At 64.5% G+C, this 25431-nt stretch carries 31 protein-coding genes and 1 tRNA gene; 17 read left to right on the top strand and 15 right to left on the bottom strand.

Going from position 1 to position 25431, the window contains the following annotated elements; translation table 11 throughout:
• Positions 1-8 precede the first annotated feature (8 nt).
• Positions 9-1295: a metal-dependent hydrolase family protein gene (locus tag VSX77_RS00525; protein WP_338425728.1), complete on the bottom strand. Its 1287-nt coding sequence runs from the start codon at positions 1293-1295 to the stop codon at positions 9-11.
• On the bottom strand, positions 1268-2173 hold the full coding sequence (locus VSX77_RS00520; RefSeq protein ID WP_338425727.1) for a KPN_02809 family neutral zinc metallopeptidase: 906 nt from the start codon (positions 2171-2173) through the stop codon (positions 1268-1270). The genes VSX77_RS00525 and VSX77_RS00520 overlap by 28 nt, the downstream gene beginning before the upstream one ends.
• 148 nt (positions 2174-2321) lie before the next feature.
• On the opposite strand from VSX77_RS00520, the gene VSX77_RS00515 reads away from it, so the two are divergent.
• The 4 genes from VSX77_RS00515 to VSX77_RS00500 all read left to right on the top strand — a co-directional run bounded on the left by VSX77_RS00515 (position 2322) and on the right by VSX77_RS00500 (position 6341).
• Positions 2322-3479: a patatin-like phospholipase family protein gene (locus VSX77_RS00515; protein ID WP_338425726.1), complete on the top strand. Its 1158-nt coding sequence runs from the start codon at positions 2322-2324 to the stop codon at positions 3477-3479.
• A 28-nt stretch (positions 3480-3507) separates the two neighbouring features.
• Positions 3508-4293, top strand: a complete 786-nt coding sequence (locus VSX77_RS00510; protein WP_338425725.1) for a 3-hydroxybutyrate dehydrogenase — start codon at positions 3508-3510, stop codon at positions 4291-4293.
• A gap of 72 nt (positions 4294-4365) precedes the next feature.
• Positions 4366-5010 (top strand): DUF4893 domain-containing protein, encoded by a 645-nt coding sequence (locus tag VSX77_RS00505; protein WP_338425724.1) that lies wholly within the window; start codon positions 4366-4368, stop codon positions 5008-5010.
• Positions 5011-5027: 17 nt separating this feature from the next.
• The gene (locus VSX77_RS00500; protein ID WP_338425723.1) at positions 5028-6341 is read left to right on the top strand and encodes an amidohydrolase; all 1314 of its coding nucleotides are present in this window, start codon (positions 5028-5030) and stop codon (positions 6339-6341) included.
• Between the two features lie 216 nt (positions 6342-6557).
• Here the strand turns inward: VSX77_RS00500 and VSX77_RS00495 are convergent, their stop codons facing one another.
• Positions 6558-7196 (bottom strand): hypothetical protein, encoded by a 639-nt coding sequence (locus VSX77_RS00495; RefSeq protein ID WP_338425722.1) that lies wholly within the window; start codon positions 7194-7196, stop codon positions 6558-6560.
• Between the two features lie 77 nt (positions 7197-7273).
• Between VSX77_RS00495 and VSX77_RS00490 the strand changes: the two genes are divergently transcribed.
• Together VSX77_RS00490 and VSX77_RS00485 are read left to right on the top strand one after the other, a co-directional pair.
• On the top strand, positions 7274-8866 hold the full coding sequence (locus VSX77_RS00490; protein ID WP_338425721.1) for a peptide chain release factor 3: 1593 nt from the start codon (positions 7274-7276) through the stop codon (positions 8864-8866).
• 77 nt (positions 8867-8943) lie between these two features.
• Positions 8944-9381 carry a hypothetical protein gene (locus VSX77_RS00485; RefSeq protein ID WP_338425720.1) on the top strand — a complete coding sequence of 146 codons (438 nt, stop codon included), beginning with the start codon at positions 8944-8946 and terminating at the stop codon, positions 9379-9381.
• On the opposite strand, the gene dinB is transcribed toward VSX77_RS00485, so the two are convergent.
• Positions 9374-10501, bottom strand: a complete 1128-nt coding sequence (gene dinB, locus VSX77_RS00480) for a DNA polymerase IV (RefSeq protein WP_338425719.1) — start codon at positions 10499-10501, stop codon at positions 9374-9376. The two genes, VSX77_RS00485 and dinB, sit on opposite strands and share 8 nt — an antisense overlap.
• Before the next feature lie 101 nt (positions 10502-10602).
• On the opposite strand from dinB, the gene VSX77_RS00475 reads away from it, so the two are divergent.
• Positions 10603-10676, top strand: a tRNA-Gly gene (locus VSX77_RS00475).
• A 183-nt stretch (positions 10677-10859) separates the two neighbouring features.
• Here the strand turns inward: VSX77_RS00475 and VSX77_RS00470 are convergent.
• Together VSX77_RS00470 and VSX77_RS00465 are read right to left on the bottom strand one after the other, a co-directional pair.
• Positions 10860-11282 carry a cupin domain-containing protein gene (locus tag VSX77_RS00470; protein ID WP_338425718.1) on the bottom strand — a complete coding sequence of 141 codons (423 nt, stop codon included), beginning with the start codon at positions 11280-11282 and terminating at the stop codon, positions 10860-10862.
• Positions 11263-12060, bottom strand: coding sequence for an SDR family oxidoreductase (locus VSX77_RS00465; RefSeq protein ID WP_338425717.1), 798 nt, complete (start codon positions 12058-12060; stop codon positions 11263-11265). Before VSX77_RS00465 ends, VSX77_RS00470 begins: the two co-directional genes overlap by 20 nt.
• Before the next feature lie 92 nt (positions 12061-12152).
• Here VSX77_RS00465 and VSX77_RS00460 point away from each other — a divergent pair, with 92 nt between their 5' ends.
• From VSX77_RS00460 to rplA, 6 genes are all read left to right on the top strand, one after another.
• Complete coding sequence (locus VSX77_RS00460) at positions 12153-12779, top strand: TetR/AcrR family transcriptional regulator (RefSeq protein ID WP_338425716.1); 627 nt, start codon at positions 12153-12155, stop codon at positions 12777-12779.
• 429 nt (positions 12780-13208) lie between these two features.
• Positions 13209-13406 (top strand): preprotein translocase subunit SecE, encoded by a 198-nt coding sequence (gene secE, locus VSX77_RS00455; protein ID WP_338425715.1) that lies wholly within the window; start codon positions 13209-13211, stop codon positions 13404-13406.
• A 35-nt stretch (positions 13407-13441) separates the two neighbouring features.
• Positions 13442-13978 carry a transcription termination/antitermination protein NusG gene (gene nusG, locus VSX77_RS00450; RefSeq protein ID WP_011541737.1) on the top strand — a complete coding sequence of 179 codons (537 nt, stop codon included), beginning with the start codon at positions 13442-13444 and terminating at the stop codon, positions 13976-13978.
• Between the two features lie 99 nt (positions 13979-14077).
• Positions 14078-15019: an acyl-CoA thioesterase gene (locus tag VSX77_RS00445; RefSeq protein ID WP_338425714.1), complete on the top strand. Its 942-nt coding sequence runs from the start codon at positions 14078-14080 to the stop codon at positions 15017-15019.
• Between the two features lie 153 nt (positions 15020-15172).
• Positions 15173-15604, top strand: coding sequence for a 50S ribosomal protein L11 (gene rplK / locus VSX77_RS00440; protein ID WP_136173998.1), 432 nt, complete (start codon positions 15173-15175; stop codon positions 15602-15604).
• 2 nt (positions 15605-15606) lie between these two features.
• Complete coding sequence (gene rplA, locus VSX77_RS00435) at positions 15607-16305, top strand: 50S ribosomal protein L1 (RefSeq protein WP_338425713.1); 699 nt, start codon at positions 15607-15609, stop codon at positions 16303-16305.
• 204 nt (positions 16306-16509) lie between these two features.
• Here the strand turns inward: rplA and VSX77_RS00430 are convergent, their stop codons facing one another.
• The 4 genes from VSX77_RS00430 to VSX77_RS00415 form a co-directional block, all read right to left on the bottom strand.
• On the bottom strand, positions 16510-16920 hold the full coding sequence (locus VSX77_RS00430; RefSeq protein ID WP_338425712.1) for a VOC family protein: 411 nt from the start codon (positions 16918-16920) through the stop codon (positions 16510-16512).
• Positions 16917-17564 (bottom strand): heme exporter protein CcmB, encoded by a 648-nt coding sequence (locus VSX77_RS00425; RefSeq protein WP_338425711.1) that lies wholly within the window; start codon positions 17562-17564, stop codon positions 16917-16919. The genes VSX77_RS00430 and VSX77_RS00425 overlap by 4 nt, the downstream gene beginning before the upstream one ends.
• 115 nt (positions 17565-17679) lie before the next feature.
• A complete protein-coding gene (gene ccmA / locus VSX77_RS00420; RefSeq protein WP_338425710.1) occupies positions 17680-18264 on the bottom strand; it encodes a heme ABC exporter ATP-binding protein CcmA in 585 nt (194 codons plus the stop codon).
• Positions 18261-18680: a metallopeptidase family protein gene (locus tag VSX77_RS00415; protein ID WP_338425709.1), complete on the bottom strand. Its 420-nt coding sequence runs from the start codon at positions 18678-18680 to the stop codon at positions 18261-18263. Before VSX77_RS00415 ends, ccmA begins: the two co-directional genes overlap by 4 nt.
• A 51-nt stretch (positions 18681-18731) precedes the next feature.
• On the opposite strand from VSX77_RS00415, the gene VSX77_RS00410 reads away from it, so the two are divergent.
• Entirely contained in the window at positions 18732-19019 is a 288-nt protein-coding gene (locus tag VSX77_RS00410) for a 4a-hydroxytetrahydrobiopterin dehydratase (RefSeq protein WP_338425708.1), read from the top strand.
• Positions 19020-19026: 7 nt separating this feature from the next.
• Here the strand turns inward: VSX77_RS00410 and VSX77_RS00405 are convergent, their stop codons facing one another.
• Complete coding sequence (locus VSX77_RS00405; protein WP_338425707.1) at positions 19027-19371, bottom strand: arsenate reductase family protein; 345 nt, start codon at positions 19369-19371, stop codon at positions 19027-19029.
• Positions 19372-19541: 170 nt separating this feature from the next.
• On the opposite strand from VSX77_RS00405, the gene VSX77_RS00400 reads away from it, so the two are divergent.
• Complete coding sequence (locus VSX77_RS00400) at positions 19542-20288, top strand: murein L,D-transpeptidase catalytic domain family protein (RefSeq protein WP_338425706.1); 747 nt, start codon at positions 19542-19544, stop codon at positions 20286-20288.
• Positions 20289-20447: 159 nt separating this feature from the next.
• Here VSX77_RS00400 and VSX77_RS00395 read toward each other — a convergent pair whose 3' ends face one another.
• The 4 genes from VSX77_RS00395 to VSX77_RS00380 form a co-directional block, all read right to left on the bottom strand.
• On the bottom strand, positions 20448-21806 hold the full coding sequence (locus VSX77_RS00395; protein ID WP_338425705.1) for a L,D-transpeptidase family protein: 1359 nt from the start codon (positions 21804-21806) through the stop codon (positions 20448-20450).
• Between the two features lie 187 nt (positions 21807-21993).
• Positions 21994-23355, bottom strand: coding sequence for an acetyl-CoA carboxylase biotin carboxylase subunit (accC, locus tag VSX77_RS00390; protein ID WP_338425704.1), 1362 nt, complete (start codon positions 23353-23355; stop codon positions 21994-21996).
• Between the two features lie 8 nt (positions 23356-23363).
• The gene (gene accB, locus VSX77_RS00385) at positions 23364-23849 is read right to left on the bottom strand and encodes an acetyl-CoA carboxylase biotin carboxyl carrier protein (RefSeq protein ID WP_338425703.1); all 486 of its coding nucleotides are present in this window, start codon (positions 23847-23849) and stop codon (positions 23364-23366) included.
• Positions 23850-23917: 68 nt separating this feature from the next.
• Complete coding sequence (locus tag VSX77_RS00380; RefSeq protein WP_338425702.1) at positions 23918-24358, bottom strand: type II 3-dehydroquinate dehydratase; 441 nt, start codon at positions 24356-24358, stop codon at positions 23918-23920.
• 81 nt (positions 24359-24439) lie between these two features.
• Here VSX77_RS00380 and thiS point away from each other — a divergent pair, with 81 nt between their 5' ends.
• Positions 24440-24643, top strand: a complete 204-nt coding sequence (thiS, locus tag VSX77_RS00375; protein ID WP_338425701.1) for a sulfur carrier protein ThiS — start codon at positions 24440-24442, stop codon at positions 24641-24643.
• A complete protein-coding gene (locus VSX77_RS00370) occupies positions 24640-25410 on the top strand; it encodes a thiazole synthase (RefSeq protein WP_338425700.1) in 771 nt (256 codons plus the stop codon). Before thiS ends, VSX77_RS00370 begins: the two co-directional genes overlap by 4 nt.
• The last annotated feature ends 21 nt before the right edge of the window (positions 25411-25431 follow it).

Below are 25431 nucleotides of genomic sequence, written 5' to 3'. Positions count from 1 at the left end.
CGTTGATCCTAACGCACCAGTGCGCCGCCCTTCATCACATGGTCGATCGTTTCGAGCACGCTGATGTCGGCAAGCGGATCGGCCATTACCGCGACGAAATCGGCGTAGCGGCCGGGGACGATCGCGCCGACGTCACCACGGCCCATTTCTTCGGCAGCGCGGCCGGTTGCCGACTGAATCGCCTGCATCGGCGTCATCCCATATTTGACCATATTGCGGAATTGCCGCGCGTTCAGCCCGTGCGGATAGACGCCGGCGTCGGTCGCGTAGCCGATATTGACCCCCAGTTCGACCGCGCGGCGAAAGGCGGCGCGCTGCGCGTCGGTGGTCTCGCGATTCTTGCGCAGATATTCCTCGGGCCAGCCCTGTTTGGTGCCTTCTTCGTCGATATATGTGCCGTTGTAGATGTCCATCGCGAGCCAGGTTCCATGCTGTTTCGCGAGTTGCAGCGCCTCCTCGTCGGCAAGGCTGGCGTGTTCGATACTGTCCACCCCGGCGCGGATCGCGGCCTTGATCCCTTGGGCGCCGTGGGCGTGCGCGGTCACCCGCTTGCCGCGGGCGTGGGCGACCCTGACGACCGCGCGCAGCTGATCCTCGGTGAGTTCGGGCGCGCCGGGTTCGGTGCCGATCGCGAGCACCGCGCCGGTGGCGATCGCCTTGATAAAATCGGCGCCCTGGTCGAGAAGAAAGGTCGTCTTCTTGGCCGCTTCCTCAGGCGTTGCAGCGACGCCGAGCCGCATGTCGGGCGGCAATTGTGCGTTGGGGACGACGCCGTTGAGCTCGCCGCCGCCCTTAGGAATGGTGATATAGGCGCCCGCAACGCACATGCGCGGGCCGGGCACGTCGCCGCGGTCGATCGCATTGCGCAGGGTCACGTCGGTGAGGCCGCGATAGGTGCCGACGTCGCGTACGCTGGTGAAACCGGCATCGAGCGTCACGCGCGCGTTGCGCGCGCCGACGAGCGCGGTTTCGGCGGGCGAGGCTTTCATCGGTGCCGCGAGGTCGGCGCTCTGGCCAAGGTCGGCGAGGTGGGTGTGGAGGTCGATCAGGCCGGGAAGGACGGTGAAGGCCGACCAGTCGAGCCGCTTCGCGCCATCGGGCGTTGCTCCGCACGGGCCAACCGCCTTGATGCGCTCGGCCTCGACGGTGATGCACTGGCCCGTGCGCACGTCATTCGACACGCCGTCGATCAACCGTCCCGCCACGATATAGAGGTTTTGGGCCGACGCCGGCGATGCCGTCAAAAGCGACGCCGCAAGCGCGGCGCTCAGATGGCCGTATCGAAGGTGTCGCACTGGCGCGGATCCCCCGTTTGCAGGCCGCGGCGCAGCCAGGTCATGCGCTGTTCGCTCGTCCCATGGGTGAAGCTTTCGGGCACCGGGCGCTGTCCTGCGGAGCGCATCAGCGTGTCGTCGCCGATCGCATTGGCGGCGCGCATCGCTTCTTCCATGTCGCCCGCCTCCATCACCGGCTGGCCCGCGCTGTTACGCGCGCGTGCCGCCCAGACCCCGGCGTAGCAGTCGGCCTGGAGTTCCATGCGGACCTGAAGCTGATTGCCCTCGGCCTGCGAAGCGCGCGCCTGCGCCTGGCGGACCTCATTTGAAATGCCGCTGATCGTCTGGATATGATGGCCGACTTCGTGCGCGACGACATAGGCTTGCGCGGCGTCGCCCGCGGCGCCGAACCGCTGTTCGAGTTCGCGGAAGAAGCTCGTGTCCAGATAGATGCCCTGATCGGCCGGGCAATAAAATGGGCCCATTGCAGCCTGCGCCGCGCCGCAACCCGACTGATTCCGATCGGTGAAGAAGTTGAGCGTCGGTTGCTGATAGCCGCTGACAAGCTGCTCCCACACCCGATGCGTCGAGCCGAAGACGTTGCACGCGAAGCGCTCTGCCCCGGTATCGCAGGCGACGCCTTGCGGGGCGCCGCGGCTGTCGGCCATCGGATCGGCGGTGCCGCCGCCCATGCTCAACATGTTGGCGCCGGGGCCGAACACGAAAAAGGCGACTGCACCGAGCAGCAGGATCGTCCCGCAACCCATCTTGCGACCGAGCAGCATCGGCAGGAAGCCGACCAGCAAGCCGCCAAGGCCGCCGCCGCCGCCTCCGAACCCACCGCCGCCCCGGCCCAGATCGCGAATATCGTCGCCGGGATCATAATCGTCGAGGCGCATCGGGCTTCTCCACCGTGAAAGGGTCGTTTCGGCTCCGAGTGTTACAGCAGCACCGGGCAATTGGAAGGGGCTTCGCGTCGGGCAAGCATTGCAATGGGGCGTGCTGCGGTGCACAAATCATCGCCCGTAGCCCAAGGATTGCGAGTCCATGCCCCGCCGCGCCGCCCGTGCCGCTCTTCCGGTTCCAGACCTTGTCGTACTTGTCCTGCAGGGCGGCGGCGCACTCGGTGCGTTTCAGGCGGGGGTTTACGAGGCGCTGATCGACCTGGGCATCGAACTCGACTGGGTCGCGGGTATTTCGATCGGCGCGGTCAATGCCGCGATCATCGCGGGCAACGAGCGCGACCAGGCGGTCGGCAAGATGCGCGAATTTTGGGAAGGCATCTCCTCGGCGTTGCCGTCGCTGCCAATTCCCGACAATGACTGGGCGCGCGAATGGTCGCATATGGCCGCCGCTGCGCAGGTGATGGCGTTCGGCGTGCCGGGCTTTTTCACCCCGCGCTTTCCGCCGCCGACCTTTGCCGAGCGGCAGACGCCCGAGGCGGTCAGTTTTTACGACACGGCGCCGCTGGTCGAAACGCTGAACCGGCTTGTGGACTGGGACCGGGTGAACCACGGCAAGGTACGCCTGTCGGTGGGAGCGGTTGCGGTCGAGACCGGCAACTTCCGCTATTTCGACACGACGACCGACGCCATCGATGCGCGGCATATATTGGCGTCGGGAGCCTTGCCGCCGGGCCTGCCGCCGGTCGAGATCGACGGGCATTGGTATTGGGACGGCGGGCTGGTGTCGAACACCCCGCTCGAACATGTCGTCGCGGCGGCGGACGAGGACATGCTGGTGTTCCAGGTTGATCTATTTCCCGCGCGCGGGACGCGGCCGCACGATCTCGAGGAAGCCTGGTCGCGCGAGAAGGATATTCGCTATTCGAGCCGCACACGGCGCATTTCCGACGGGCTGGTGCGGCGGCGTAAGGAACATCGGCTGATCGACCGGATGCTGCAAAAACTACCTGCGGAATATGCCGAGCTTCCCGAGGTGAAAGCTGTGCAGCGGATGATCGATTGCAAGGCGCTGAACGTCGTACAACTGATCCATGAACCGCCTGCCTGGCAGACCGGCGCGCGCGATTTCGAATTTTCGCGCTCGACGATGGAGATCAACTGGGCGCTCGGCCGCGCCGCGGTCGAAGCGGCGATGAAGGACGGCCATCTGCTCGCCGAAAGCATTGCCGAGGGCCGATCGGACAGTTTCGCCGTGCAGGCCGATGGCTTGAAGCCGAAGGTCGGCACAGGGCCGAATTGATTTCTCCCCCCACGAAAAGGAATTCGACATGCACCTCAAAGGAAAAACCGCCCTTGTCACCGGATCGACTTCGGGCATCGGGCTCGGCATCGCGAAAGCCTTTGCGGCCGATGGCGCCAATATCATCATCAATGGTTTCGGCGACGCCGATGCGATCGAGGCCGAGCGCAAGGGGCTGGAGGCGATCAGCGGCGGCAGCGCGGCCTATGACGGCGCCGACCTGACCAAGCCCGATGAGATTGCGGCAATGTTCGCGCGCGCGGACAAGGATTTCGGCGGCGTGGATATTCTCGTCAACAATGCGGGGATGCAGTTCGTGTCGCCGGTCGAGGATTTCCCGCCCGAAAAATGGGACATGATCATCGCGCTCAACCTCACCGCGGCATTCCACACGATCCGCCATGCCGTGCCCGGTATGCGTAAGAAGAAATGGGGACGGATCATCGGCACCGCGTCGGCGCACTCACTCGTCGCCTCGCCCTTCAAGTCGGCCTATGTCACCGCGAAGCATGGGCTGGCCGGGCTGACCAAGACGGTCGCGCTGGAGGTTGCCGAAGCCGGCATCACGGTCAACTGCATCAGCCCCGGCTATGTCTGGACGCCGCTTGTCGAGAACCAGATTCCCGACACCATGAAGGCTCGGCACATGACGCGCGAGCAGGTGATCAACGATGTCCTGCTTGCGGGGCAGCCGACCAAGCAGTTTGTGACCGTCGATCAGGTCGCCGCGCTCGCGTCGTTTCTGACGCGCGACGAGGCGGCGAACATCACGGGCGCGAACCTTAGCGTCGATGGCGGCTGGACCGCCGGGTGACGCAGTGGCCTTGAGCATTCTCCTTTGCCCTCCTAAGGTTAACCAAACGGGTCCGGGGAGAAACGGAGAATCATGGGTCGCACCATATGGGTTTTGGTGGTGGCGCTGGGCGTCACTCTTGGCGCGTGCCGAACTGTCGTGCCGACGGTTCCACCGTCGGCGGCCGACGCGCCAGCTACGAGCGGAACGTGGCGCGCAACGGCGACCGACGCCGACAAGCAGCGGATTCGCGGCTGGTACAGCAGCTGGCAGGCCGCGCTCGCCGATGCGCGCGCGAAGGGCCATGGCGCCGAAATCGACCGCGAGGGCGTGCTGCTCCAGCCGACCGCGGCGCTGCCCAACGCACACCTGCCGCCAGGCGACTATCGCTGCCGCACTGTCAAGGTCGGTGCGCAGGGGCGCGGCGGCTTATCCTATATCGCCTATGGCTGGTTCCGGTGCCGTGTGGCCGTCGAGCAGGGATTGTCGAGCCTGACCAAGGTCACGGGATCGCAGCGTCCCGTGGGCTTGATCTTTCCCGACAATCTGAAACGCCAGATCTTTCTCGGCACGCTCGAGCTTGGCGATGAAAAAATGGCGGTCAATTACGGCAGCGACCGGATGCGCGACATGGCCGGGTTGATCGAACGGATCGGCGACAATCGCTGGCGGCTCGTGCTGCCGGCGCCGGCGTATGAATCGCTGCTCGACGTGATCGAACTGGTTCCGGCGAACTGATTTAGGGGAGGGTATCTATGCGCAGTTTCTGGTTGGGGGCCGCAGCACTGGCTTTTGCGGCGCCGGTGTCGGCGCAAACGCTGGGCGGCGAAGTGCAGCAGCAGATGCCGTCGCTGATGGCGATCTACAAGGATTTGCACGCCAACCCCGAACTCAGCTTCATGGAGGTGCGCTCGGCGGGCATATTGGCGGCTGAAGCGCGCAAGCTGGGCTTCGAGGTCACCGAAAAGGTTGGGGGCACCGGCATCGTCGCGGTGATGAAGAACGGGCCGGGACCGGTCGTCATGGTTCGCGCCGACATGGATGGGCTGCCCGTCGCCGAACAGACCGGCCTGCCCGGTGCATCGAAGGTGCGCGTCACTACCGCCGAAGGCGTCGAGACGGGCGTGATGCACGCGTGCGGCCACGATACGCATATGACGGCGTGGGTCGGCGTCGCGCGGCTGATGGCGGCGAACAAGGATAAATGGTCGGGAACGCTGGTGATGATCGGCCAGCCCGCCGAGGAACGCGGCGCGGGCGCGCGGATGATGCTCGAAGATGGGCTGTATACGCGCTTTCCCAAGCCCGAATATGTGCTGGCGTTCCACGATGCGGCGCAGTTTCCCGCGGGCCGGATCGGATATACGCCGGGCTATGCGCTGGCCAACGTCGACAGCGTCGATGTGCTGGTAAAGGGCGTTGGTGGCCATGGTGCCTATCCGCAGGCGACGAAAGACCCGATCGTGCTCGCCAGCCGTATTGTCGGCGCGCTCCAGACGCTTGTGTCGCGCGAGATCAGCCCGCTCGACAGCGCGGTGGTGACGGTGGGAAGCTTCCATGCCGGTGCCAAGCACAATATCATTTCGGACGAAGCGCGGCTGCAACTGACGGTGCGCAGCTATACCGACGAAGTGCGCGATCATCTGCTGGACGGGATCGCGCGCATTGCGAAGGGGGAGGCGATTGCGGCGGGAATGCCCGACGACCGGATGCCCGTGGTGACGGTGCAAAAGGACGAATATACACCCGCGACCTTCAACACGCTCGATTTTACCGAGCAAATGGCAGCGTTTCTAAAGACGAGTTTCGGCGAGGAACGGGTCGTGCAGATGCCGCCGGTGATGGGCGGTGAGGATTTCGGCCGCTTCGCGCGCGCGGACAAGGACATCAAAAGCCTGATCATCTGGGTCGGCGGCGTGCCGCAGGCCGAATATGACGCGGCGAAGAAGGAAGGGCGGGCGCTGCCCAGCCTGCACTCGCCCTTCTGGGCGCCCGACGCGCCCGCGGTCATCTCGACCGCGACCGAGGCACTAACTGCAATGACGATGAAATTGCTGGCGAAGGGGTAGGGGGCGTCGGGTTTCGGGCGATTACGGACCTAATATCCTCTCTGTGGCACAGCCATGGGGAGGTGGCAGCGCGAAGCGCTGACGGAGGGGCAAGGAAACCGACGTCGCGGCCCCTCCACCACGCCCTTCGGGCGCGGTCCCCCTCCCCATCGCTGCGCGACGGGGAGGATAATCGATGTCCGCTTCTCATCCCAAAACCAGCATCGCCGTCTTCGTTCACTCTCCGCCACCCCGAACGAACCGCATGTCACCCTCCGCGCGGTGCAGGATGAGGCCCGTTTCGGTCTGCTCGGCGCAGGCGGCGTCGAAATCGACGATGCCTAGGTCGTTGGGGACGATGATCGCGCGGAGCTTGCCGCCGTCGCTCGGCTTAAACTCGAAACGCGGCGCGGCGATGCGATATATGGGCTCGCTGAACTCGACCCATGTCGGAACGCGCGGGTCGCCCGCGGGCATCGTCCAGCCGTCATATTGGGTATAGCCGCTGAGCGGCTCGCCGCTTTCGAAACCGATCACGAAATCGACCCCCGGCACGCCTTCGCCGTTCGGCCAGGTAACGAGCAGGGTGGGGATGGTGCCCTCGACCACGATGGCCGGCCCTTTCTCGATGACCGGCGGCACGGGTTTGGGATCGGTGGTGAGGCACACCATGCCGCTTCGCGCTTCCCAGCGCCCCGCGGCGCGTTCGTCGAGCGCGCCCGCGGCGAGCCAATACATAAAACGCCCGTCTTCGCCGATGCGGAGCGCCCCCGCCACGTCGGGCCCTTCGGCGAGACGATAATCGCCGATGAGCGCCGCATCCTGGGCGGCCGCGGGCGCCGCGATCAGGGCGGCGACAAGAAGCAGGCTTCGCATTGGCGGATCATGCGCTTGTCGCGGCGCACGCGCCAGCCCCTTTCCACACCGCGCAACGCCTGCTAGGCGCCCGCGCCATGTCCAAGCACCCCGACCGCCGCACCTTTGCCATCATCTCGCACCCCGACGCGGGCAAGACGACCTTGACCGAAAAATTGCTGGTCGCGGGCGGCGCGATCCACATCGCGGGCGAGGTCAAGGCGCGCGGCGCCGCGCGGCGTGCGCGCTCCGACTGGATGAAGATCGAGCAGCAGCGCGGGATTTCGGTGACCTCGTCGGTGATGACCTTCGAACATGCCGGGCTGATCTTCAATCTGCTCGACACGCCGGGGCACGAGGATTTCAGCGAGGATACCTATCGGACCCTCACCGCCGTGGACAGCGCGGTGATGGTGATCGATGCCGCGAAGGGTATCGAGCCGCAGACGCTGAAGCTGTTCGAGGTGTGCCGCCTGCGTTCGGTGCCGATCATCACCTTCATCAACAAGGTCGACCGCGAAGGGCAGACGCCGTTCGAGTTGCTCGACGAGGTGGCCGACCGGCTCGCGCTCGACGTGTGCCCGATGAACTGGCCCGTCGGCATGGGCGGGCAGTTCGAAGGGATTTACGATCTTGTCGATCCCGCGCTGATGGTACCAAGCGGCGACGCGTCGCGCATGTATGAGGGCGAGCGGATCGCGGTTGCGGGGCTGGACGACCCCAAGCTCGCCGCACGATTGAGCGCCGACGCGCTGGCGCTGTTGACCGAAGAGACCGAGCTGGCGTCGGCCTGTTACGCGCCCTTTGACGCCGCGGCCTATCGCAATGGCGACCTGACGCCGGTGTTCTTCGGCTCGGCACTCAAGGAATTTGGCGTTGTCGATCTGCTCGCGGGCCTCGCCAACCACGCGCCGGGGCCGCAGCCGCAGCCCGCCGAACCCACGCCCGTGCAGCCGGGCGACGATGCCGTCACCGGCTTTGTGTTCAAGGTGCAGGCGAATATGAACCCGGCGCACCGCGACCGCATTGCGTTCATGCGGTTGTGCTCGGGCAGGTTCGAGCGCGGGATGCGGCTGATGCAGGGCGGCACGGGCAAGGCGATCGCGATCAGCCGCCCGATGCTGTTCCTCGCGCAGGACCGCGAAATGGCCGAGGAGGCCTATCCCGGCGACATCATCGGCATTCCGAACCACGGCACGCTGCGCGTCGGCGATACCTTGTCCGAACGCAGCGACATCATGATCACCGGCCTGCCGAACTTCGCCCCGGAAATTCTGCGCCGCGTCGCGCTCGTCGATCCGACCAAGACCAAACAGCTGAGGAAAGCGCTCGACGATATGGCCGAGGAGGGGATCATCCAGGTCTTCTATCCCGAAATCGGCGCGAACATGATCGTCGGCGTCGTCGGCCAGCTGCAACTCGACGTGCTCATCAGCCGACTCGAGGCCGAATATAAGGTCGAGGCGAAGCTTGAGCAGTCGCCGTGGGACACCGCGCGCTGGATCGCGAGCGACGATGCCGCGGCGCTCAAGGCATTCCAGGCCGACAACCGCGGCGCTGCCGCGACCGACCGCGATGGCGCGCCGGTGTTCATGGCGAAGGATGCGTGGGAGGTCGGCTATGTTACCCAGCGTAATCCGTCGATCCGCTTCACCGCGACCAAGGAGCGGGTGTTCGCCCCCACGGGTTGATCGCGCGCGCCATTTGCGCCACCATGACGTCATGGTGGGCAATGGTGGGGGTATCGATGCGCGGATGGATAATAGTAATGGCGGTGCTGGCGAGCAGTGCGCCGGCGATGGCACAGTCGGCGATCAAATTGCCGATCGCGGCGGGGTTCTGGACCAACGACAACCAGAAATGCGCGACGGCGCGCTATGGTTATATCTTTGACGGCAAGCGCTGGGGTTCGGTCTATTATTACGGGCCAACAGGTAATCTCGGCCCCGCGGCCGAACTACAGTCGATTACGCAGACACGCACTGTCGCAGGTGGCTTTACCCAGATGCAATTCGGCGGTTATGACGGTGCGGGCTACTCGCGCCTCAAGGAGACGGGCCCCGACCGCGCGCTGTATCGCGTTGGCGCGCCCTTTCGCGAAGAGATTCAGGTGTCCGACGAGCCGCTGATCCGCTGTTCCTATCAGGCGATGTCGCCCAAAATGAAGGCGGCGATGCGGCGCTTCGCGCCCGCGCTCGCTAAATAAGGCTGAGCAGGTCGGCGGGGGCGGGGACTTCATCCTCTTCTTCCTCGCCCTCAAACTTGCTCAAGGTCACGCCGAGCAGGCGGATGCCCTGTTCGGTTGGGAGTAGCGGTGCGAGGATTGCTTCGACCGCGGCGAGCAGGCTGGCGCCGTCAAGGATCGGCGAAGGCACCGATTTCGCGCGAGTGATCGTGCGAAAATCGGCGTAGCGCAGTTTCAGCGTCACCGTGCGCCCGCGCGCGCCCTTCTTCGCCGCGCGGTCCCACACCACGGTGCAGACATGCGCGAGCGCCTCACGGATTTCGGTGTCGGTGACCAAGTCGTTGAAGAAGGTGCGTTCGCCGCCCAGCGATTTGAGCGGCCGGTTCGACTTGACCCGGCGATGGTCGATCCCGCGCGCGAGGTTATAGAGCCATTCGGCGCTGTTGCCGAAATGCTCCGCCAGCCACATCGGCTCTTTGGCGGCAAGGTCGGCGCCCGAAAAGATGCCGAGCCCCTCCATCTTCGCCGCGGTCACCGGGCCGATGCCGTGGAAGCGGCGGATCGACAGCGTCTGCACAAAGGCCGCGCCCTTGCCCGGCGGAATGACGGTCAGCCCATCGGGCTTGTTCTGGTCCGACGCCAGCTTGGCGATGAACTTGTTGTACGAGACGCCCGCCGAGGCGGTGAGGCCGGTCTCTTCGCGGATGCGACGGCGGATCAACCGCGCGGTCGCGGTCGCGCTGCCGAGCCCCGCCCTGTCGGCGCTGACGTCGAGATAGGCCTCGTCGAGCGACAGCGGTTCGACCTCGTCGGCATAGTCGCGAAAGATCGCGCGGATCTGATGCGATACCTCGCGATAGACTTCGAAGCGCGGCGGCACGAAAATGAGGGCAGGGCACTGGCGCTTCGCGGTGACGCTGGGCATCGCCGATCGCACGCCGAACCTGCGCGCCTCATAACTCGCCGCCGCGACGACGCCCCGCCGGGACGACCCGCCGACCGCGACAGGCAATCCGCGCAGCGCCGGATCGTCGCGCTGCTCGACCGACGCATAAAAGGCGTCCATGTCGACATGGATGATCTTGCGCACCCGGGGCGGGTCCGCGCGGTCGTCGGGGTAATGGGATTCGCCGTCATCCACGGCGCATCCTTACCATGTTGCCAGAATGTTCTCAATGGCGCACTGTACGGACCGCTTGACGAAGCCGGGGCAAAATGGCAATCGCCGCCGACCTTGGGTGAGCGGGTATAGCATAGTGGTAATGCTCTAGCCTTCCAAGCTAGCTAGGCGGGTTCGATTCCCGCTACCCGCTCCAGCATCTTGCCACACGCGTCCCATGATAATCGGGTTTCCGAACATTCCGTATTCTACGATTTTATCGGCTCGTCGCGTTCGGCCGCGAGAAGAATATAGGCCGGCCGATAGCCGGTACCTTCAGAGCGTGCCATCCGGCGACAAATTGTCGGGGCGTGAAATATCGATCGGGTTCGTGAGCCCCTCAAGTCGCGGCAGGAGACCGATGTCGCTCGTTCCACACCGTCGTACCGCGCACCGGTGACAGGAAGGCCAGGCGAACCTCATCGCTAAGGACCTGTGCAGTATGTCCTGCGCCCCGGGCGATGAAAAGCAGGTCCCCGGCTCCCGCCTCGAGGGCGACCTCGCCGCCCTGCTCACGGACCGTCATTATCATCCGGCCCTCGACGATGAACAGAAGCTCATCGCCATCGTCATGACGCTCCCACATGTCGGCCGCACTCTCGTTGGTGATCCGGATCACGCCGACGTGGGCGTGAGAATTTCCGCCGCGATAACATCCCAATATCGCTGGGCTATGCAGCCCCTGGACATTCGAGATACTTGAACTGAAGGGCACGACATGGCTTCGATCGCCGCAGATCGTCTCACGATCCAGCATGAACATCGTCCACAATCAACTTCTCGAACTCCGTCGGCGAAAGCGAGTGCTTCGCCATGATCAGCCGCTCCGCTCCCAAGCCCAAAGGCGTGCGGAGCGCGGGTTCCGCACTCTCGACCAGTTCCCAAACCTTCCGGGCGAGCGCTGCGGGATCGGTGCCGCCATCCGTGGTGGCGTGCTCAAGGCGTGCGAGCAGGGCGCGGCGGCGAGGGCCGACCACGGGATGGTCGCTCGCCGGTGCGGCGAACGATATCCCGGTTCTCATACCGTCGGGCTGGACGATGCTAACGCGGACGTCAGTATCAAAGAGTTCGAACCTGAGGCACTCGGAGATCGCCTCGAGAGCGTGCTTGCTCGCCGCGTAGGCCGACAGGTACGGGTAGCCGATCACACCCGACAACGAGCTCACGTTAATGATGTGCCCGCTGTTGCGGCGGCGCATGCCGGGCAGCACCGCCCGCATCATTCGGAACGCGCCGAGCGCATTCACATCGAGCATCTCGAGCACATTCGCTGGCGACGTCTCCTCGACCCCGGCGACAAGGACCACGCCGGCGTTGTTCACGAGAAGGTCAATTCGACCTTCCCGCTCAAGGACGGTAGAGATGGCCGCCTCGACGGACGCGTCTATCCGGACATCCAGCTGCAGCATCTTGAACGGATCGGGTCGCACCTCGCCCCGGCTCGTCCCATATACGATGAAACCACGCTTGTGCAGGTGTAGGGCTATCGCCCGCCCGGCTCCCGACGACGCGCCTGTCACCAAGGCTATTCTATTGTTCACATCCTTCTCCATCGACCGTTTAGCGGCTATGAAATGTGAATAATTTCTCAGCTTTAATCCATTCGCGTTTCCACAAGGACTCATGGCGATTCATGCAAGCAGTTGAAAGACAAAGAAAAGAGCCACGCCAGCAGCGCTCGATATCGACTGTGGCGACACTCATCGAGGCCTGCGCTCAGGTTTTGATTCAGGACGGATACGAGGCGGCTACCACAACCCGCATCGCGGCGAGGGCAGGGGTGAGCATCGGTTCCCTCTATCAATATTTCCCCGACAAGGATGCGCTCGTCTCGGCGTTGATCTCTAGGCATGTGGACGCGATCATGACCGCTACCGATCTCGCGCTCGCGGACGGCGATATCCCGCTTGGGACCGGGTTGCGTCGCTTCGTCCGCATGGCGGCGGACGTGCGTCGCGTAGATCCCCGGCTGCACAGAATCCTGTCGTCGAGTTGGCTGGCAGAAGCCAACTCCGAGTTGATGACGATGGCCACCGTTTACGTGACCGATAAGTTGGCCAACTACCTCACCGCGCGAAATGCAGAGCTAGCTCCGGATTGCTCCCCCCGCTTTGCGGCGGTCATTATCGAGAGGTCAGTACAAGCAGTCGTTCACGCGCATTGCTCCAGTGGAAACGAAGCGTGGGCAACGTGCAATTTGGAAGCCGAACTGACCAGACTTGCAGTCGGCTACGCAAAGCAGGGACTGGTTGAGGAGTGAAGAGATTTCCTGTCGAAACCCGAAGAAGGGGCGCACCCCAAATCGGCTGCGCAATTTTTCTCGTCCCAGAGGAAACACTGGTGTTTGACAGCTCTCAAATTCCCTTTTTGGAATCACCCTTAACCGAAAAATGGCCTTGGTGCGCGCCCGGGGCCAGATCGTGATCGAAGACCGGACATCTTTTTTGATCCCAATATGGCGTTGCAGATGTCGCCCGTTCCCGGCTCCATTCATCCCCACCGCGCGCTTGCAATCGCTGCGCCGCACCAGTAAAGGCCGCTTTCATTCGGACAGTTGCGCCGTTTCTTTCCGCCTTTCGCCGACATGCTCGGGGAGGGTGGGCGGACTATTGCCCAAAGCGCGCTTGACGCGCCGGGCGCGGCAACCCATCTGGCCGGGAACTTTGACGCTTACGAGGATTGAACGGACATGGCGAAAGTCAAAATCGGCGAATTCGTCAATCAGGTGAAGACCGAATCCGGCAAGATCGTCTGGCCGACAGGCCGCGAAACGGTGCAGACGACGATCCTGGTGCTGATCATGGCGACGATCCTGTCGCTCTTCTTCCTCGGCGTCGACACGGTTTTCAACGCGATCGTCAGCTGGCTGACGTCGCTCGCGCGCTAACGCCCGCGGCTTTCAGGGACAGGATACGGACACACATGGCGCGCTGGTACATCATTCACGCCTATTCGGGTTTCGAGAACAAGGTTCGCGATTCGGTGCTCGCCGAGGCCGAGCGCATGGGCCTGACCGACTTCGTCGAGGCCGTCGAGGTTCCCGTCGAAACCGTCACCGAAGTGAAGCGCGGCAAGAAGGTGCAGGCCGAGCGGAAATTCTTCCCCGGTTACGTTCTCGCCAAGCTGACGATGACCGACGATGTCTATCACCTCGTCAAGAACACGCCGAAGGTCACGGGTTTCCTGGGATCGTCGGGCAAGCCGCAGGCGATCAGCGAGGCCGAGGCCGCGCGCATCCTGAACAGCAAGGAAGAGGCCGCGGCGCGTCCGAAGACCGAAATCCGCGTCGATTATGAAATCGGCGATCAGGTCAAGGTGCTCGAAGGCCCGTTCGCAAGCTTCAACGGCGTCGTCGAGGAACTCGACTTCGACAAGGCGCGCGTCAAGGTCAGCGTTTCGATCTTCGGTCGCGCGACCCCGGTCGAGCTCGATTTCGAGCAGGTCGAGCGGATGAAGTAACGGTCGCCCCCGCGAAGGCGGGGGTCGTCGGCCGCCTTGCGCCACGCCGACAGCGGCCCCCGTCTTCGCGGGGGCGACGGATAAGGGGCAGGCCGTCTTATGAATTCCCTTTCTCCCGAAGCGATACAGGCGCGCATCGACCGCGCGCGCGAAATTCAGGCCGCCTTTTCACCCGAAAAGGTCGTCGCGGCGGTGACGCGGCTGTTCGACCTCGAACCCGTGCCCGGGCTGGAGGACGAGTTCACTTTTCCTGCTTTCGTCAAGCCGGCGCGTCAGCGCATTTTCGGCGGACAGGTGATCGCGCAGGCGCTTGTCGCCGCGGCGCGCACCGTCGATTCGGGCAAGGCGGCGCATTCGCTCCACGCCTATTTCCTGCGCGGCGGCGACGAGGCCAAGCCGCTGCATTTCCGTGTCCACCGCGATTTCGACGGGCGCAGCTTCGCCAATCGCCGCGTCGTGGTGCGACAGGATGGCAAGGTGATCTTCAACCTCACCGCTTCGTTCCATGCGCCCGAGCCCGGGGTGACGCATCAGGCGCCGATGCCCGACCTGCTCCCGCCCGAGCAATGCACCGAATTCGTCGAGAATATGGCCGCCGACCCCAATGTCAGCGACGCCCAGCTCGACCGTATGGCCCGGCTGCGCCCGTTCGAGATCCGCAGCGTCCGGCCGCCGTCGACCGAAAAGGCGACGGCGCATTATCAATGGTATCGGCTTACGGCGCCGACGGGCGATGATCCGCTGCTCCATCGCGCCTTCCTTGCCTATGCGTCGGACATGGGACTCTTGTCCTCGTCGCTCCTACCGCACGGCTTCACCTGGTCGACGCCGGGGCTGTTTTCGACCAGCCTTGATCATGCGATGTGGTTTCACGACGATATTTGCGTCGATGAGTGGTTCGTCTATGTCATGGACAGCGACTGGACGGGCGGCAGCCGCGGCATCAACCGCGGCTTGGTCTATCGCCAGGACGGCACGCTGATCGCCTCCGCCATGCAGGAAGGGTTGTTGCGTATCACGCCGCCCGCGGCCGACGCATAAGGCTTGTTTTTCGCGGCGTTTGCGCTTAAGCGCGCCGCTTCGCATCAGATACGGTTGCGATTCCGCGCGGGAGGAGGGGTGATGCCCTCTGCTTGACCGCTTATTTTGAGCTCCGGATCAAGGTTCGGGGCGACAGAAAGAAAGGAGGCCATCATGGCCAAGAAAATCAGCGGCTATATCAAGCTGCAGGTGCCCGCCGGTACCGCCAACCCCTCGCCGCCGCTCGGGCCGGCGCTGGGCCAGCGCGGCGTCAACATCATGGAATTCTGCAAGGCGTTCAACGCCGCGACCGACGGCATGGACAAGGGCACGCCGACGCCGACGATCATCACCGTTTATGCCGACAAGAGCTTTTCCTTTGTCACCAAGACGCCCCCGGCAACCTATCTGATCAAGAAGGCCGCGAACCTGAAGTCGGGTTCGAAGGAGCCCGGCAAGATCAGCGGCGGCAAGATCGCCCGTTCGAAACTGACCGAAATCGCCGAGATCAAGATGAAGGATCTCAACGCGAACGATCTGGAACAGGCGACGAAGATCATCGAGGGCAGCGCGCGCTCGATGGGCCTCGAAGTGACGGAGGGCTGAACATGGCCAAGCTGACCAAGAAGCAGAAGGCCCTTGAGGGCAAGGTCGATGCGCTGAAACTGCACGGCGTCGATGAAGCGATCAAGCTGGTGCGTGACCTGGCCTCGGCCAAGTTCGACGAAACGCTGGAAATCGCGATGAACCTGGGCGTCGATCCGCGCCACGCCGACCAGATGGTCCGCGGCGTCGTCACGCTGCCCGCCGGGACCGGCAAGGACGTCAAGGTTGCCGTGTTCGCGCGCGGTGACAATGCCGAAAAGGCGCTGGCCGCCGGCGCCGACAAGGTCGGTGCCGAAGACCTGATGGAAGACATGCTCGCGGGTAACCTCGACTATGGCCGCGTCATCGCGACGCCGGACATGATGGGCATCGTCGGCCGCCTCGGCAAGACGCTGGGTCCGAAGGGCCTGATGCCGAACCCGAAGCTGGGCACCGTGACCCCGAACGTCGCCGAAGCCGTGAAGGCCGCCAAGGGGGGTCAGATCGAATTCCGCGTCGAAAAGGTCGGCATCATCCACGCCGGCCTCGGCAAGCTGTCGTTCGGCGAGGAAAAGCTCCGCCAGAACTTCGACGCCTTCGTCGATGCGATCGTCAAGGCGAAGCCGGCCGGTGCCAAGGGCAAATATGTCCGCAAGGTCGCGCTGTCGTCGTCGATGGGTCCCGGCGTGAAGGTCGATACGGCCGAACTCACCGGCGCCTGATTTCGATCAGCACTGATTTAGGGAAGGGCCGGGGGAAACTCCGGCCCTTTTCTTGTGGGGACTTTGGGTTGGTTACCTGCCGTTCAAATTGACCGTCGCCCCCGCGAAGGCGGGGGCCGCAATCGGCCTTTTCCTGCGTCGCTGCGTAAACCGACGGCGGCCCCCGCCTTCGCGGGGGCGACGACTGGTTTCGGTCGCAAGCCGTCATCCCCGCTGGCGAAACTCGATCAAATCCCACTTGTTGCCGTAGAGGTCGAGGAAAACGGCGACCGTGCCATAATCGGCTTCCAGCGGCTCGCGCTCGATCCGCACGGCTTTATCGAGCAGGCGCTGATAATCGCGGGCAAAATCGTCGGTTTGCAGGAACAGGAAGACGCGCCCGCCGGACTGGTTGCCGATGAACGCCGCCTGTTCCTCATTCGCCGCCCGCGCCAGCAGAATGGTCGCCCCGCCTTCGGGATTGCCCGGCGGGGCCACCAGCACCCAGCGCTTGTCTTGTGCCGGCTGATATTCGTCGGCGACCAGCGTGAAGCCGAGCGTCCCGACATAAAAGTCGATCGCCTCGTCATAGTCGCGCACGACCAGCGCGATATGCGCGAGCGACTGGCGCGTCATTCGCGCAGTCCCCGTAGCGCCGCGCCTGCCGCGAACGGGCCGATGACGGTGAGCAGCAGGCTCGTCGCGGCAAGCAGCTTGATCGCGCCGCGGCCCGACGGGTCGAGCATCCCGGCGCCGAAGATCAGCAGCGGCACGGCGAGCGGTAGGATGAGCAGCCCGCCGATCGCGCTGCCGCCCTTGTGGTTCGCGGTCAGCGCCGCGCTCAGCACCGCGAGCGAGGCGAGGGCAGGGGTAGCGATGGCGATGCTGGTGGCGAGCAGTTCGATGCGCGCGGCGTTCTGCGCCAGCAGCGCGGCGGCGGGGAGGAGGGCGATCAGCAGGGGCAAACCGAAACCGATGGCGTGCGCGCCGATCTTCACCGCCGCGATCACCTCGTCGGCAAATCCGCGCACCGCGAGCTGGTCGAGGACGCCTGCATCGCGGTCGGGCCGCACCAGCCGGTCGATGGGCAGCAATGCGGCAAGCAGCGCCGCGACCCATATCATCCCGCCGCCCGCACGGCGCAGCAGGGGCGCGTCGGGCCCGACCGCGAAGGGGAAGGCGGTTGCGACGAGCAGGAAGAACAGAACGGGCAGCCACAGCGCCCCGCTGCCCCACGCGCGGCGCAGGTCACGCCAGAACAAGGCGATGAGCGCGGTCACTTTACCTCACCGTCATTGCGAGGAGCGACGCGAAGCGACGATCTCATGCTCACAAGATTGCGCGAGGCCGATGGCTGGAGATTGCTTCGCTTCGCTCGCAATGACGGACGGGCCCTCATGCCAACGCCCCCATATCCAGGTCGGCCAGATCCGCCACCTCCAGCGCGAAATGCGACGCCAGCAGCACAGCGCCGCCGTTTGCGCGGTGCGCCGCAATCGCCGCGACGAGGCGGGCCTGCGCCGCGTCGTCCATGCCGTTCGCGGGCTCGTCGAGCAGCCAGATCGGCGCGCCGCTTGCGACCACCCGCACCATCGCGGCGCGCTTGCGCTGTCCGGTCGAGAGCATCGCCACCGGCACGCCGGCCAGATTGTTGAGCGCCATCGCGTCCATTGCGCGGTCGACCGCATGCCCGTCGACCGTATCGACCCGCGCCCAGAAATCGAGCGCGCGGCGCAGCGGCAGCTCGGCGTCGAGCGCGGCCGCATCGTCGATCAGCGCAACGCGCTCGCGGCGTTCGACGGTACCCGCGGCGGGGCGCAGCAGCCCCGCGGCAAGGCGGATCAGGCTCGATTTGCCGACGCCATTGGGGCCGCGTAGCCACAAGGCATCGCCGCGGTTGAGCGTCAGCGACAGATTTTCGAACAGCAGCCGGTCACCGCGGATACAGGCCAGCTGGTCGATCCGCAAAAGCTCGGTCACGCCATATCCTCGAGTGCGTGCATGTCGTCGTCGGAAAAGCCGAAATGATGGCCGATCTCGTGGATCAGCACATGGCGCACCAGCCATTCCAGTTTCTCACCGGTCTCGACCCATTCGACAAGGATGGGGATGCGGTACAGTGTCACCCGATCAGGCATGCCGCCGCTTTCGCCAATGCTGCGCTCGGTGAGCGGGCGCCCTTCGTACAGGCCGGTCAGGTCATAGGGATGCTCGATGTCGAGCGATTTCAATATATCGTCTTCGGCGAATTCTTCGATCGCGATCACCACGCCCTGAATATGCGGCAGAAACACGGCGGGCATTGTCGCCAGCGCGGCTTCGGCCATCGCGAACAGCGCGTCGGCATCGGGGGCGGCGCCGGTCCATCCGGGGAGAAGGCTGCTCTTGTCGCTCATCGCGCTCTTCCTTATGGCCCGGGCTCGATATTGACCAGCGGGAGAAACAATATGCTGCAGAAACTCGGCGACGCCCAGCGAAGCGCGCTGCTCGCCCGTTTTCCCGAATGGACGCATGAACCCTCGCGCGACGCGATCACCCGCCGGTTCCAGTTCGACGATTTTGCGCAAGCGTTCGGCTTTATGGCGAGCGTCGCGATCATCGCCGAAAAGATGGACCACCACCCCGAATGGTCGAACGTCTATAATCGCGTCGACATATTGCTGACAACGCACGATGCCGACGGGCTTTCGGAGCGCGACGCGAAGCTCGCGGAAGCGATCGAGGCTTTGCTCTGACCGACGGTCAGAGGATTTCGTAAACCTTGTCCTGCGGTCGGCACAGCCGCACGCCCTTTTCAGTTTCGACGAAGGGACGCTCGACATAGGCGGGATTCGTCGCCATTTCCGCGATGATCATATCCGGATCGGCATCGGGCAGGCCGCGCTCGGCGGCGTCGGTGCCACGCAGCCGCAGCGCCTCGCGCGGGGCAAGTCCGGCGTCGGCGAACAGCTGGCGCAGCTTGGCCGCGTCATAGGGATTTTTGAGATATTCGACGACCGTCAGGTCGACGCCGGGCGTCTCTTCGAGGATCGCCAGCGTCTTGCGCGAGGTGCCGCAGGCGGGGTTATGCCAGATCGTTGCTTTCATCGCTCAGCGTCCTAACGCCGCCTTATCGCAGCGTAAACCCGCCATTCATGGCATATATGGCACATTTGCCCGCATGAAGGGGAACCACCAGCTTGCCTTTCGCTGCGGAAACACGACTTATTGGAAGTCGAGGGACCGTCAAAGGCGGCCAATGCGGGGTTGCTGTTTACGTGAATGAACTGATTGATCGCAGGGCGATGCTGGCGGGACTCGCGGGAGCGGGGGCACTGGCTGCCGTACCCGCGCGTGCGCAGCTTCCAAACTGGATACAGCAGCCGGTGGCGCCATTGCCGCCCCCGGTCGATTATCTTGCCGTGGCGCGGAAGCAGCTCGCGATGCAAGGCCGCAATATTCCGCAAGCTGACCGCGTCGGAGTGGTCGATTTCGGGCTCCCGTCGTCGCGCCCGCGTTTTGCGCTGGTCGATATGGTCGCGGGCAAAGTCGATATGTTTCCCGTCACGCACGGGCGCGGGTCCGACCCGCAACATGATGGCTGGCTCAAGAGCTTCTCGAACCGCGTCGGCAGCCTCGCCACTTCGCGCGGAGCCTATCGCACCAGCGACTATTATTGGGGCGCCAACGGATCGTCGATGCGGCTGGCGGGGCTGGAGCCCGACAACAACAACGCCGATGTGCGCGCGATCGTCGTCCATGGCGCCTGGTATGCCGACCCGTCGCTGATCGCGACGCAGGGCAAGCTCGGGCGGAGCGAGGGCTGTTTCGTGTTCGGCGAGGAATTGTTGCCGATGATCCTCTACAAGCTGGGACCGGGGCGGCTGCTCTTCGCCGACCGGCTGAGCGTGCCGCCGCCGATGCCGACGCCGTTCCAGTTGCCGCCGACCGATCCGCTGCCGGGGATGGAAAATCTGCGGCGCGCCAGCACGTTCAGAGGCAAGATGCCGACGACCGCGGATTGATCGAAGCGTCGGTGGGATGGTAAGCGGACAGTCCAATTAACCGTCGCCCCCGCGAAGGCGGGGGTCGCTGTCGACCTTTCCCCGCGTCGCTGCGTAAACCGACAGCGGCCCCCGCCTTCGCGGGGGCGACGGCAATTATCGACCGTAAACCGCCGCGGCTCAATAAATCCCGCTGGTCCCCGGTGTCGTTACCCGCGTCGTCGTTTCGATCGTGGGGACGACCGGCGGCGGCACCGGCGCGATGATCGTGGCGGTCGGGCGGCCGGGCTTGGCGAAGCTCGCCACCACCGGCGCATCGCGGCCGTAAAGGTCGGCCAGCTTTTTCACGCCGCCCTTGCCGTCGGGAACGACGGTCCAATAAGCGACATAGACGGGGAAGGGCTGATCGAAGCCGAAGCGCGTCGTCTTGCCGCTCGCGATCGCTTCGCCGAATTCTTCGGGGCTTTTGCCTGCGAACATGACCGCCATCAGGCCCGAAAAGTGCAGCGCGCGTTCGGTGCGGATACAGCCGTGGCTGAACGCGCGTGCCGCGGCGTTGAACGCGCCCTTCGACGGCGTATCGTGCAGATAGATGGCATGGTCGTTGAGCATTTCCATCTTCATCACGCCGAGCGCGTTGTTCGGACCCGGCTTCTGAACGACCGACAGCGTCTTGCCGCTGCCGGTCCAGGTATAACCCTGCGCGCGCGCCGAAGCGGGATTGCGTGCGATTGTCGCGCCGATCCCCTCGTTGATGATGCTGCGCGGCAGCGTCCAGTTCGGGTTGACGATGATCCCGGTCGCCATCGGGTTTAGCTGCGGCGTTGCGGTCGACGGTTTGCCGACGACGGCCTTATGCGTTGCGATCACGGTGCCGCCATGGACGACGCGGGTCAGATATTCGGGCACATTGCTGACGACATAGCGTTCGCCAAGGTCGCGCGGCATCCAGCGCCAGCGCTCCATATTGACGCGGATCGCATTCGCATCGGCGGTCGCCTTTGCCTTTTTCAGCGACGTCTTGAGCGCCGTGAAGTCGGGGTGGACGGGGTTCAGGCTCGCGAGCGTTTCGGGCACCGTGCCCGCGCCGAGCGCGGCGGTCAGCAAGGAAAGCAGCGGCTCGCTCTCGCCATCGCTGTCGGTCATGAACCATTGTTTGCGCGCCGCATTGGGCGTGCGCCCGTCGCGCAAATGCGTCGCGAGCAGCAGAAACGTGTCGGTCGCCAGCTTGTCGAGCTTTGCCTGATCGTTCGCGAGGATCGCGGCGGCGAGCGCGTCGGGGCTATAGTCCTTGGCGAAAAGCCCCTCGTCGCCGACCTTTTCGATAAAGCTTAGAAGCGCGGTCGCGTTTTCCTCCGACCAGCTCGGCATTTCCATCTGCACGGCAACGACGGGCGCGTCGTCGGTCACCTTGTCGGGCTGAAGGACGACCGAATCTTCCTTCACATTCGTCTGCGCGAAGGAAGGGGCCGCAAGCAACGCCAGCGGGAGGAAAAGCATCGCGGCGGGACGCGCCGGAAAAGGGGCATTTTTGACCATGGCCAAGGCCATAGCCAAAAAACCGGCGCAGCGAAAGTGAAGCGGAGCACAGCTCGGCGCATCGCCCGCTTGGCCAAGCCGGACTTGATCCTGGAGCCATGACGACGGTGCGGGGTGGGTGCCGGATCAAGCCTGTCCTGAGCCAGTCGAAGGGCGCAGCATGACGAAAAATATGGCGCCGACGCGGTTAGGCCCCGGCTTCCTCTCCCTGCTTCGCGAGCCATTCCTCCAGCCATTTGATTGTATAATCGCCGTTGATGACGTCGGGGTCGGCGAGCAGTGCCTGGTGCAGCGGAATGTTCGTTTTGACCCCCGCGATCACCATTTCCTCGAGCGCGCGGCGCATCCGCATCATGCAGCTTTCGCGGCTGCGGCCATAGACGATCAGCTTGCCGATCATGCTGTCGTAGTAGGGCGGGATCGAATATCCCGCGTAAAGCCCGCTATCGACGCGCACATGCATCCCGCCCGCGGGATGGTAGGCGGTGACCTTGCCGGGCGAGGGAAGGAAGGTGCGCGGATCCTCCGCATTGATGCGGCATTCGATCGAATGGCCGCGGAACTCGAGCTCGTCCTGCTTGACCGACAGGTCGGCGCCGCCGGCGATGCGGATCTGTTCGCGGACCAGGTCGAAACCGGTGATCATTTCGGTCACCGGATGTTCGACCTGAATGCGCGTGTTCATCTCGATGAAGAAGAATTCGCCATTTTCCCACAGAAACTCGATCGTCCCCGCGCCGCGATAGCTCATCGCGGCCATCGCATCGGCGCACACCTTGCCCATGCGCGCGCGTTCCTCTGCCGAAATGATCGGCGAGGGGGCTTCCTCGAGCACTTTCTGGTGGCGGCGCTGGAGCGAGCAGTCGCGTTCGCCCAGATGGATGGCATTGCCCTTGCCGTCGCCGAACACCTGAAATTCGATGTGGCGCGGATTGCCGAGATATTTTTCCATGTAGACGGTGGGGTCGCCAAAGGCGGCCGCCGCTTCGGATGAGGCCTGACCCATCAGGCTTTCGAGGCTGTCTTCATCGGGCACGACTTTCATGCCGCGCCCTCCGCCGCCCGACGCCGCCTTGATGAGCACCGGATAGCCGATTTCCCTCGCGAGCCGTTTGGTCTCTTCGCCGAACGTCACCGCGCCGGGCGAGCCGGGAACGACAGGAAGACCCAGCGCGACCGCGGTGCGCTTTGCCTCGACCTTGTCGCCCATCGTCCGGATATGCTCGGGTTTCGGGCCGACGAAGACCATGTCATGCGCTTCGATGATCTCGGCGAAACGCTCGTTTTCGGACAGGAAACCATAGCCCGGATGGATCGCGTCGGCGCCGGTTATCTCGGCGGCCGAGATGATTGCGGGGATGTTGAGATAGCTGTCCTTCGCTGCGGGCGGGCCGATGCAGACGGCTTCGTCGGCAAGGCGAACGTGCATCGCATCGGTGTCGGCGGTCGAATGGACCGCGACGGTCTTGATGCCCATTTCATGGCACGCGCGGTGGATGCGCAGCGCGATCTCGCCGCGGTTGGCGATCAGGAGCTTTTCGATCGTCATCGACGCACTCAGGCCAGGGTAAACAGCGGCTGGTCGAACTCGACCGGCTGGCTGTTTTCGACATGCACAGCGGTCAGCGTACCCGCTGCCGGCGCGACGATCGGGTTCATCACCTTCATCGCCTCGATAATCAGGATCGTGTCGCCGGCCTTCACGGCAGAGCCGATCGCGGCGAAATTCGGCGCGCCGGGTTCGGGCGCCAGATAGACGGTGCCGACCATCGGCGACTTTACGGCGTCCGCAAAGCTGTCGGCGACGGGCGCAGCCGCTGCGGGCGCGGCAGCCGGAGCGGCCGGGGTGGCAGCGGGGGCGGCCGCGGCCGGCGGCGGTGCGTAGGTGACGGGCGCGGCCGCGGTCAGCGTGCGCGCGACGCGCACCTTGCGATCGCCGTCCTCGACCTCGATTTCCGAAAGCTGCGTGTCGTCGAGCAGCTCGGCAAGCGCGCGCACGAACGCCGGATCGATGTTGATGCCATGGTCTTTATGGTCAGCCATGAGAATATTCCTGTTGTTACGGCGCCGCGATCCGGGCGCCTGACCCCGTTTTTTGATGCGCCCTATTGTCAGAGACGGGCGGCGGCGTCCAGCGCCAGCGTATAGCTGTTGGCACCATGCCCGGCAAAATGGGCGACCGCCGCCATGCCGACATAGCTGACGTGCCGGAATGCCTCGCGCTGCATCGGGTCGGACAGATGAACCTCGATCACCGGCACCTTGATCGACTTGATCGCATCGTGAATCGCGATCGAGGTGTGTGTGTAGCCGCCTGCGTTCAGCAGCACCGCCTTGGCGCCCGCGATATAGGCCTCGTGCAGCCAGTCGATCAGCACGCCCTCGTGGTTCGTCTGGCGGCATTCGAGCCGCAGCCCCAGTTCCGCTGCCTGCGTCTCCAACCGCGCATGGATGTCGTTCAGCGTGTCGGTGCCATAGATTTCGGGCTCGCGCGTGCCGAGCAGATTGAGATTGGGTCCGGATAGGACGAAGACGGTAGGAAGGTCGGGCAAAGGCTTGGCTTTCGGTTGCTACGATGCGCGCTCCCCCTATATGGGCTGCTCGGCAAAAGGCAAAGTAAGGCGGACACCGACGTGATTTCGGTCATTCTTAACGGCGAAGCGCGGCAGGTGCGCGAGGGCAGCATCGCCGATCTCGTCGCGTCGCTGGGGCTCGATGTGAAGAAGGTTGCGGTCGAGCGCAACCGCGCGATCGTGCCGCGCTCGACGCTTGCCGACGTCGCGCTCGCCGAGGGCGATGCGCTGGAGATTGTTCATTTTGTGGGAGGCGGTTGTTGACCGACACTTGGAGCGTTGCGGGGCGGACATTTGCGTCACGCCTGATTGTCGGCACCGGCAAATATAAGGATTTCGAACAGAATGCCGCTGCGGTCGCGGCGTCGGGGGCCGAGATCGTCACCGTCGCGGTGCGCCGCGTCAATGTGTCGGACCCCTCCGCGCCGATGCTGACCGATTATATCGATCCGAAGAAGATCACCTACCTGCCCAACACTGCGGGCTGCTTCAACGCCGACGACGCGATCCGCACGCTGCGGCTGGCGCGCGAGGCGGGCGGTTGGGATCTGGTGAAGCTCGAGGTGCTGGGCGAGGCAAAAACGCTTTACCCTAACATGCGCGAGACGCTGGAGGCGACCGAAGCCCTCGCCAAGGAAGGCTTCCTGCCGATGGTCTATTGCGTCGATGACCCGATCGCGGCGAAGCAGCTGGAGGATGCGGGTGCTGTCGCGATCATGCCGCTGGGCGCGCCGATCGGGTCGGGGCTGGGCATCCAGAACCGCGTGACGATCCGCCTGATCGTCGAGGGCGCGTCGGTGCCGGTGCTGGTCGACGCGGGCGTCGGCACCGCGAGCGACGCCGCGGTGGCGATGGAGCTCGGCTGCGACGGGGTGTTGATGAACACGGCGATTGCCGAGGCAAAAGACCCCGTGCGTATGGCGCGCGCGATGAAGCTGGCGGTTGAGGCGGGCCGCGATGCCTATCTGTCGGGGCGGATGGGTCAGCGCCGCTATGCCGACCCGTCGAGCCCTCTGGCGGGCCTTATCTGACATAAAACGCGTCGCCATCCG

The sequence above is a fragment of the Sphingopyxis sp. TUF1 genome, assembly GCF_036687315.1.
Lineage (GTDB): Bacteria > Pseudomonadota > Alphaproteobacteria > Sphingomonadales > Sphingomonadaceae > Sphingopyxis > Sphingopyxis kveilinensis.
The sequence above is the reverse complement of the archived record's forward strand: the minus strand, read 5'-3'. Positions and strand labels throughout refer to the sequence as shown.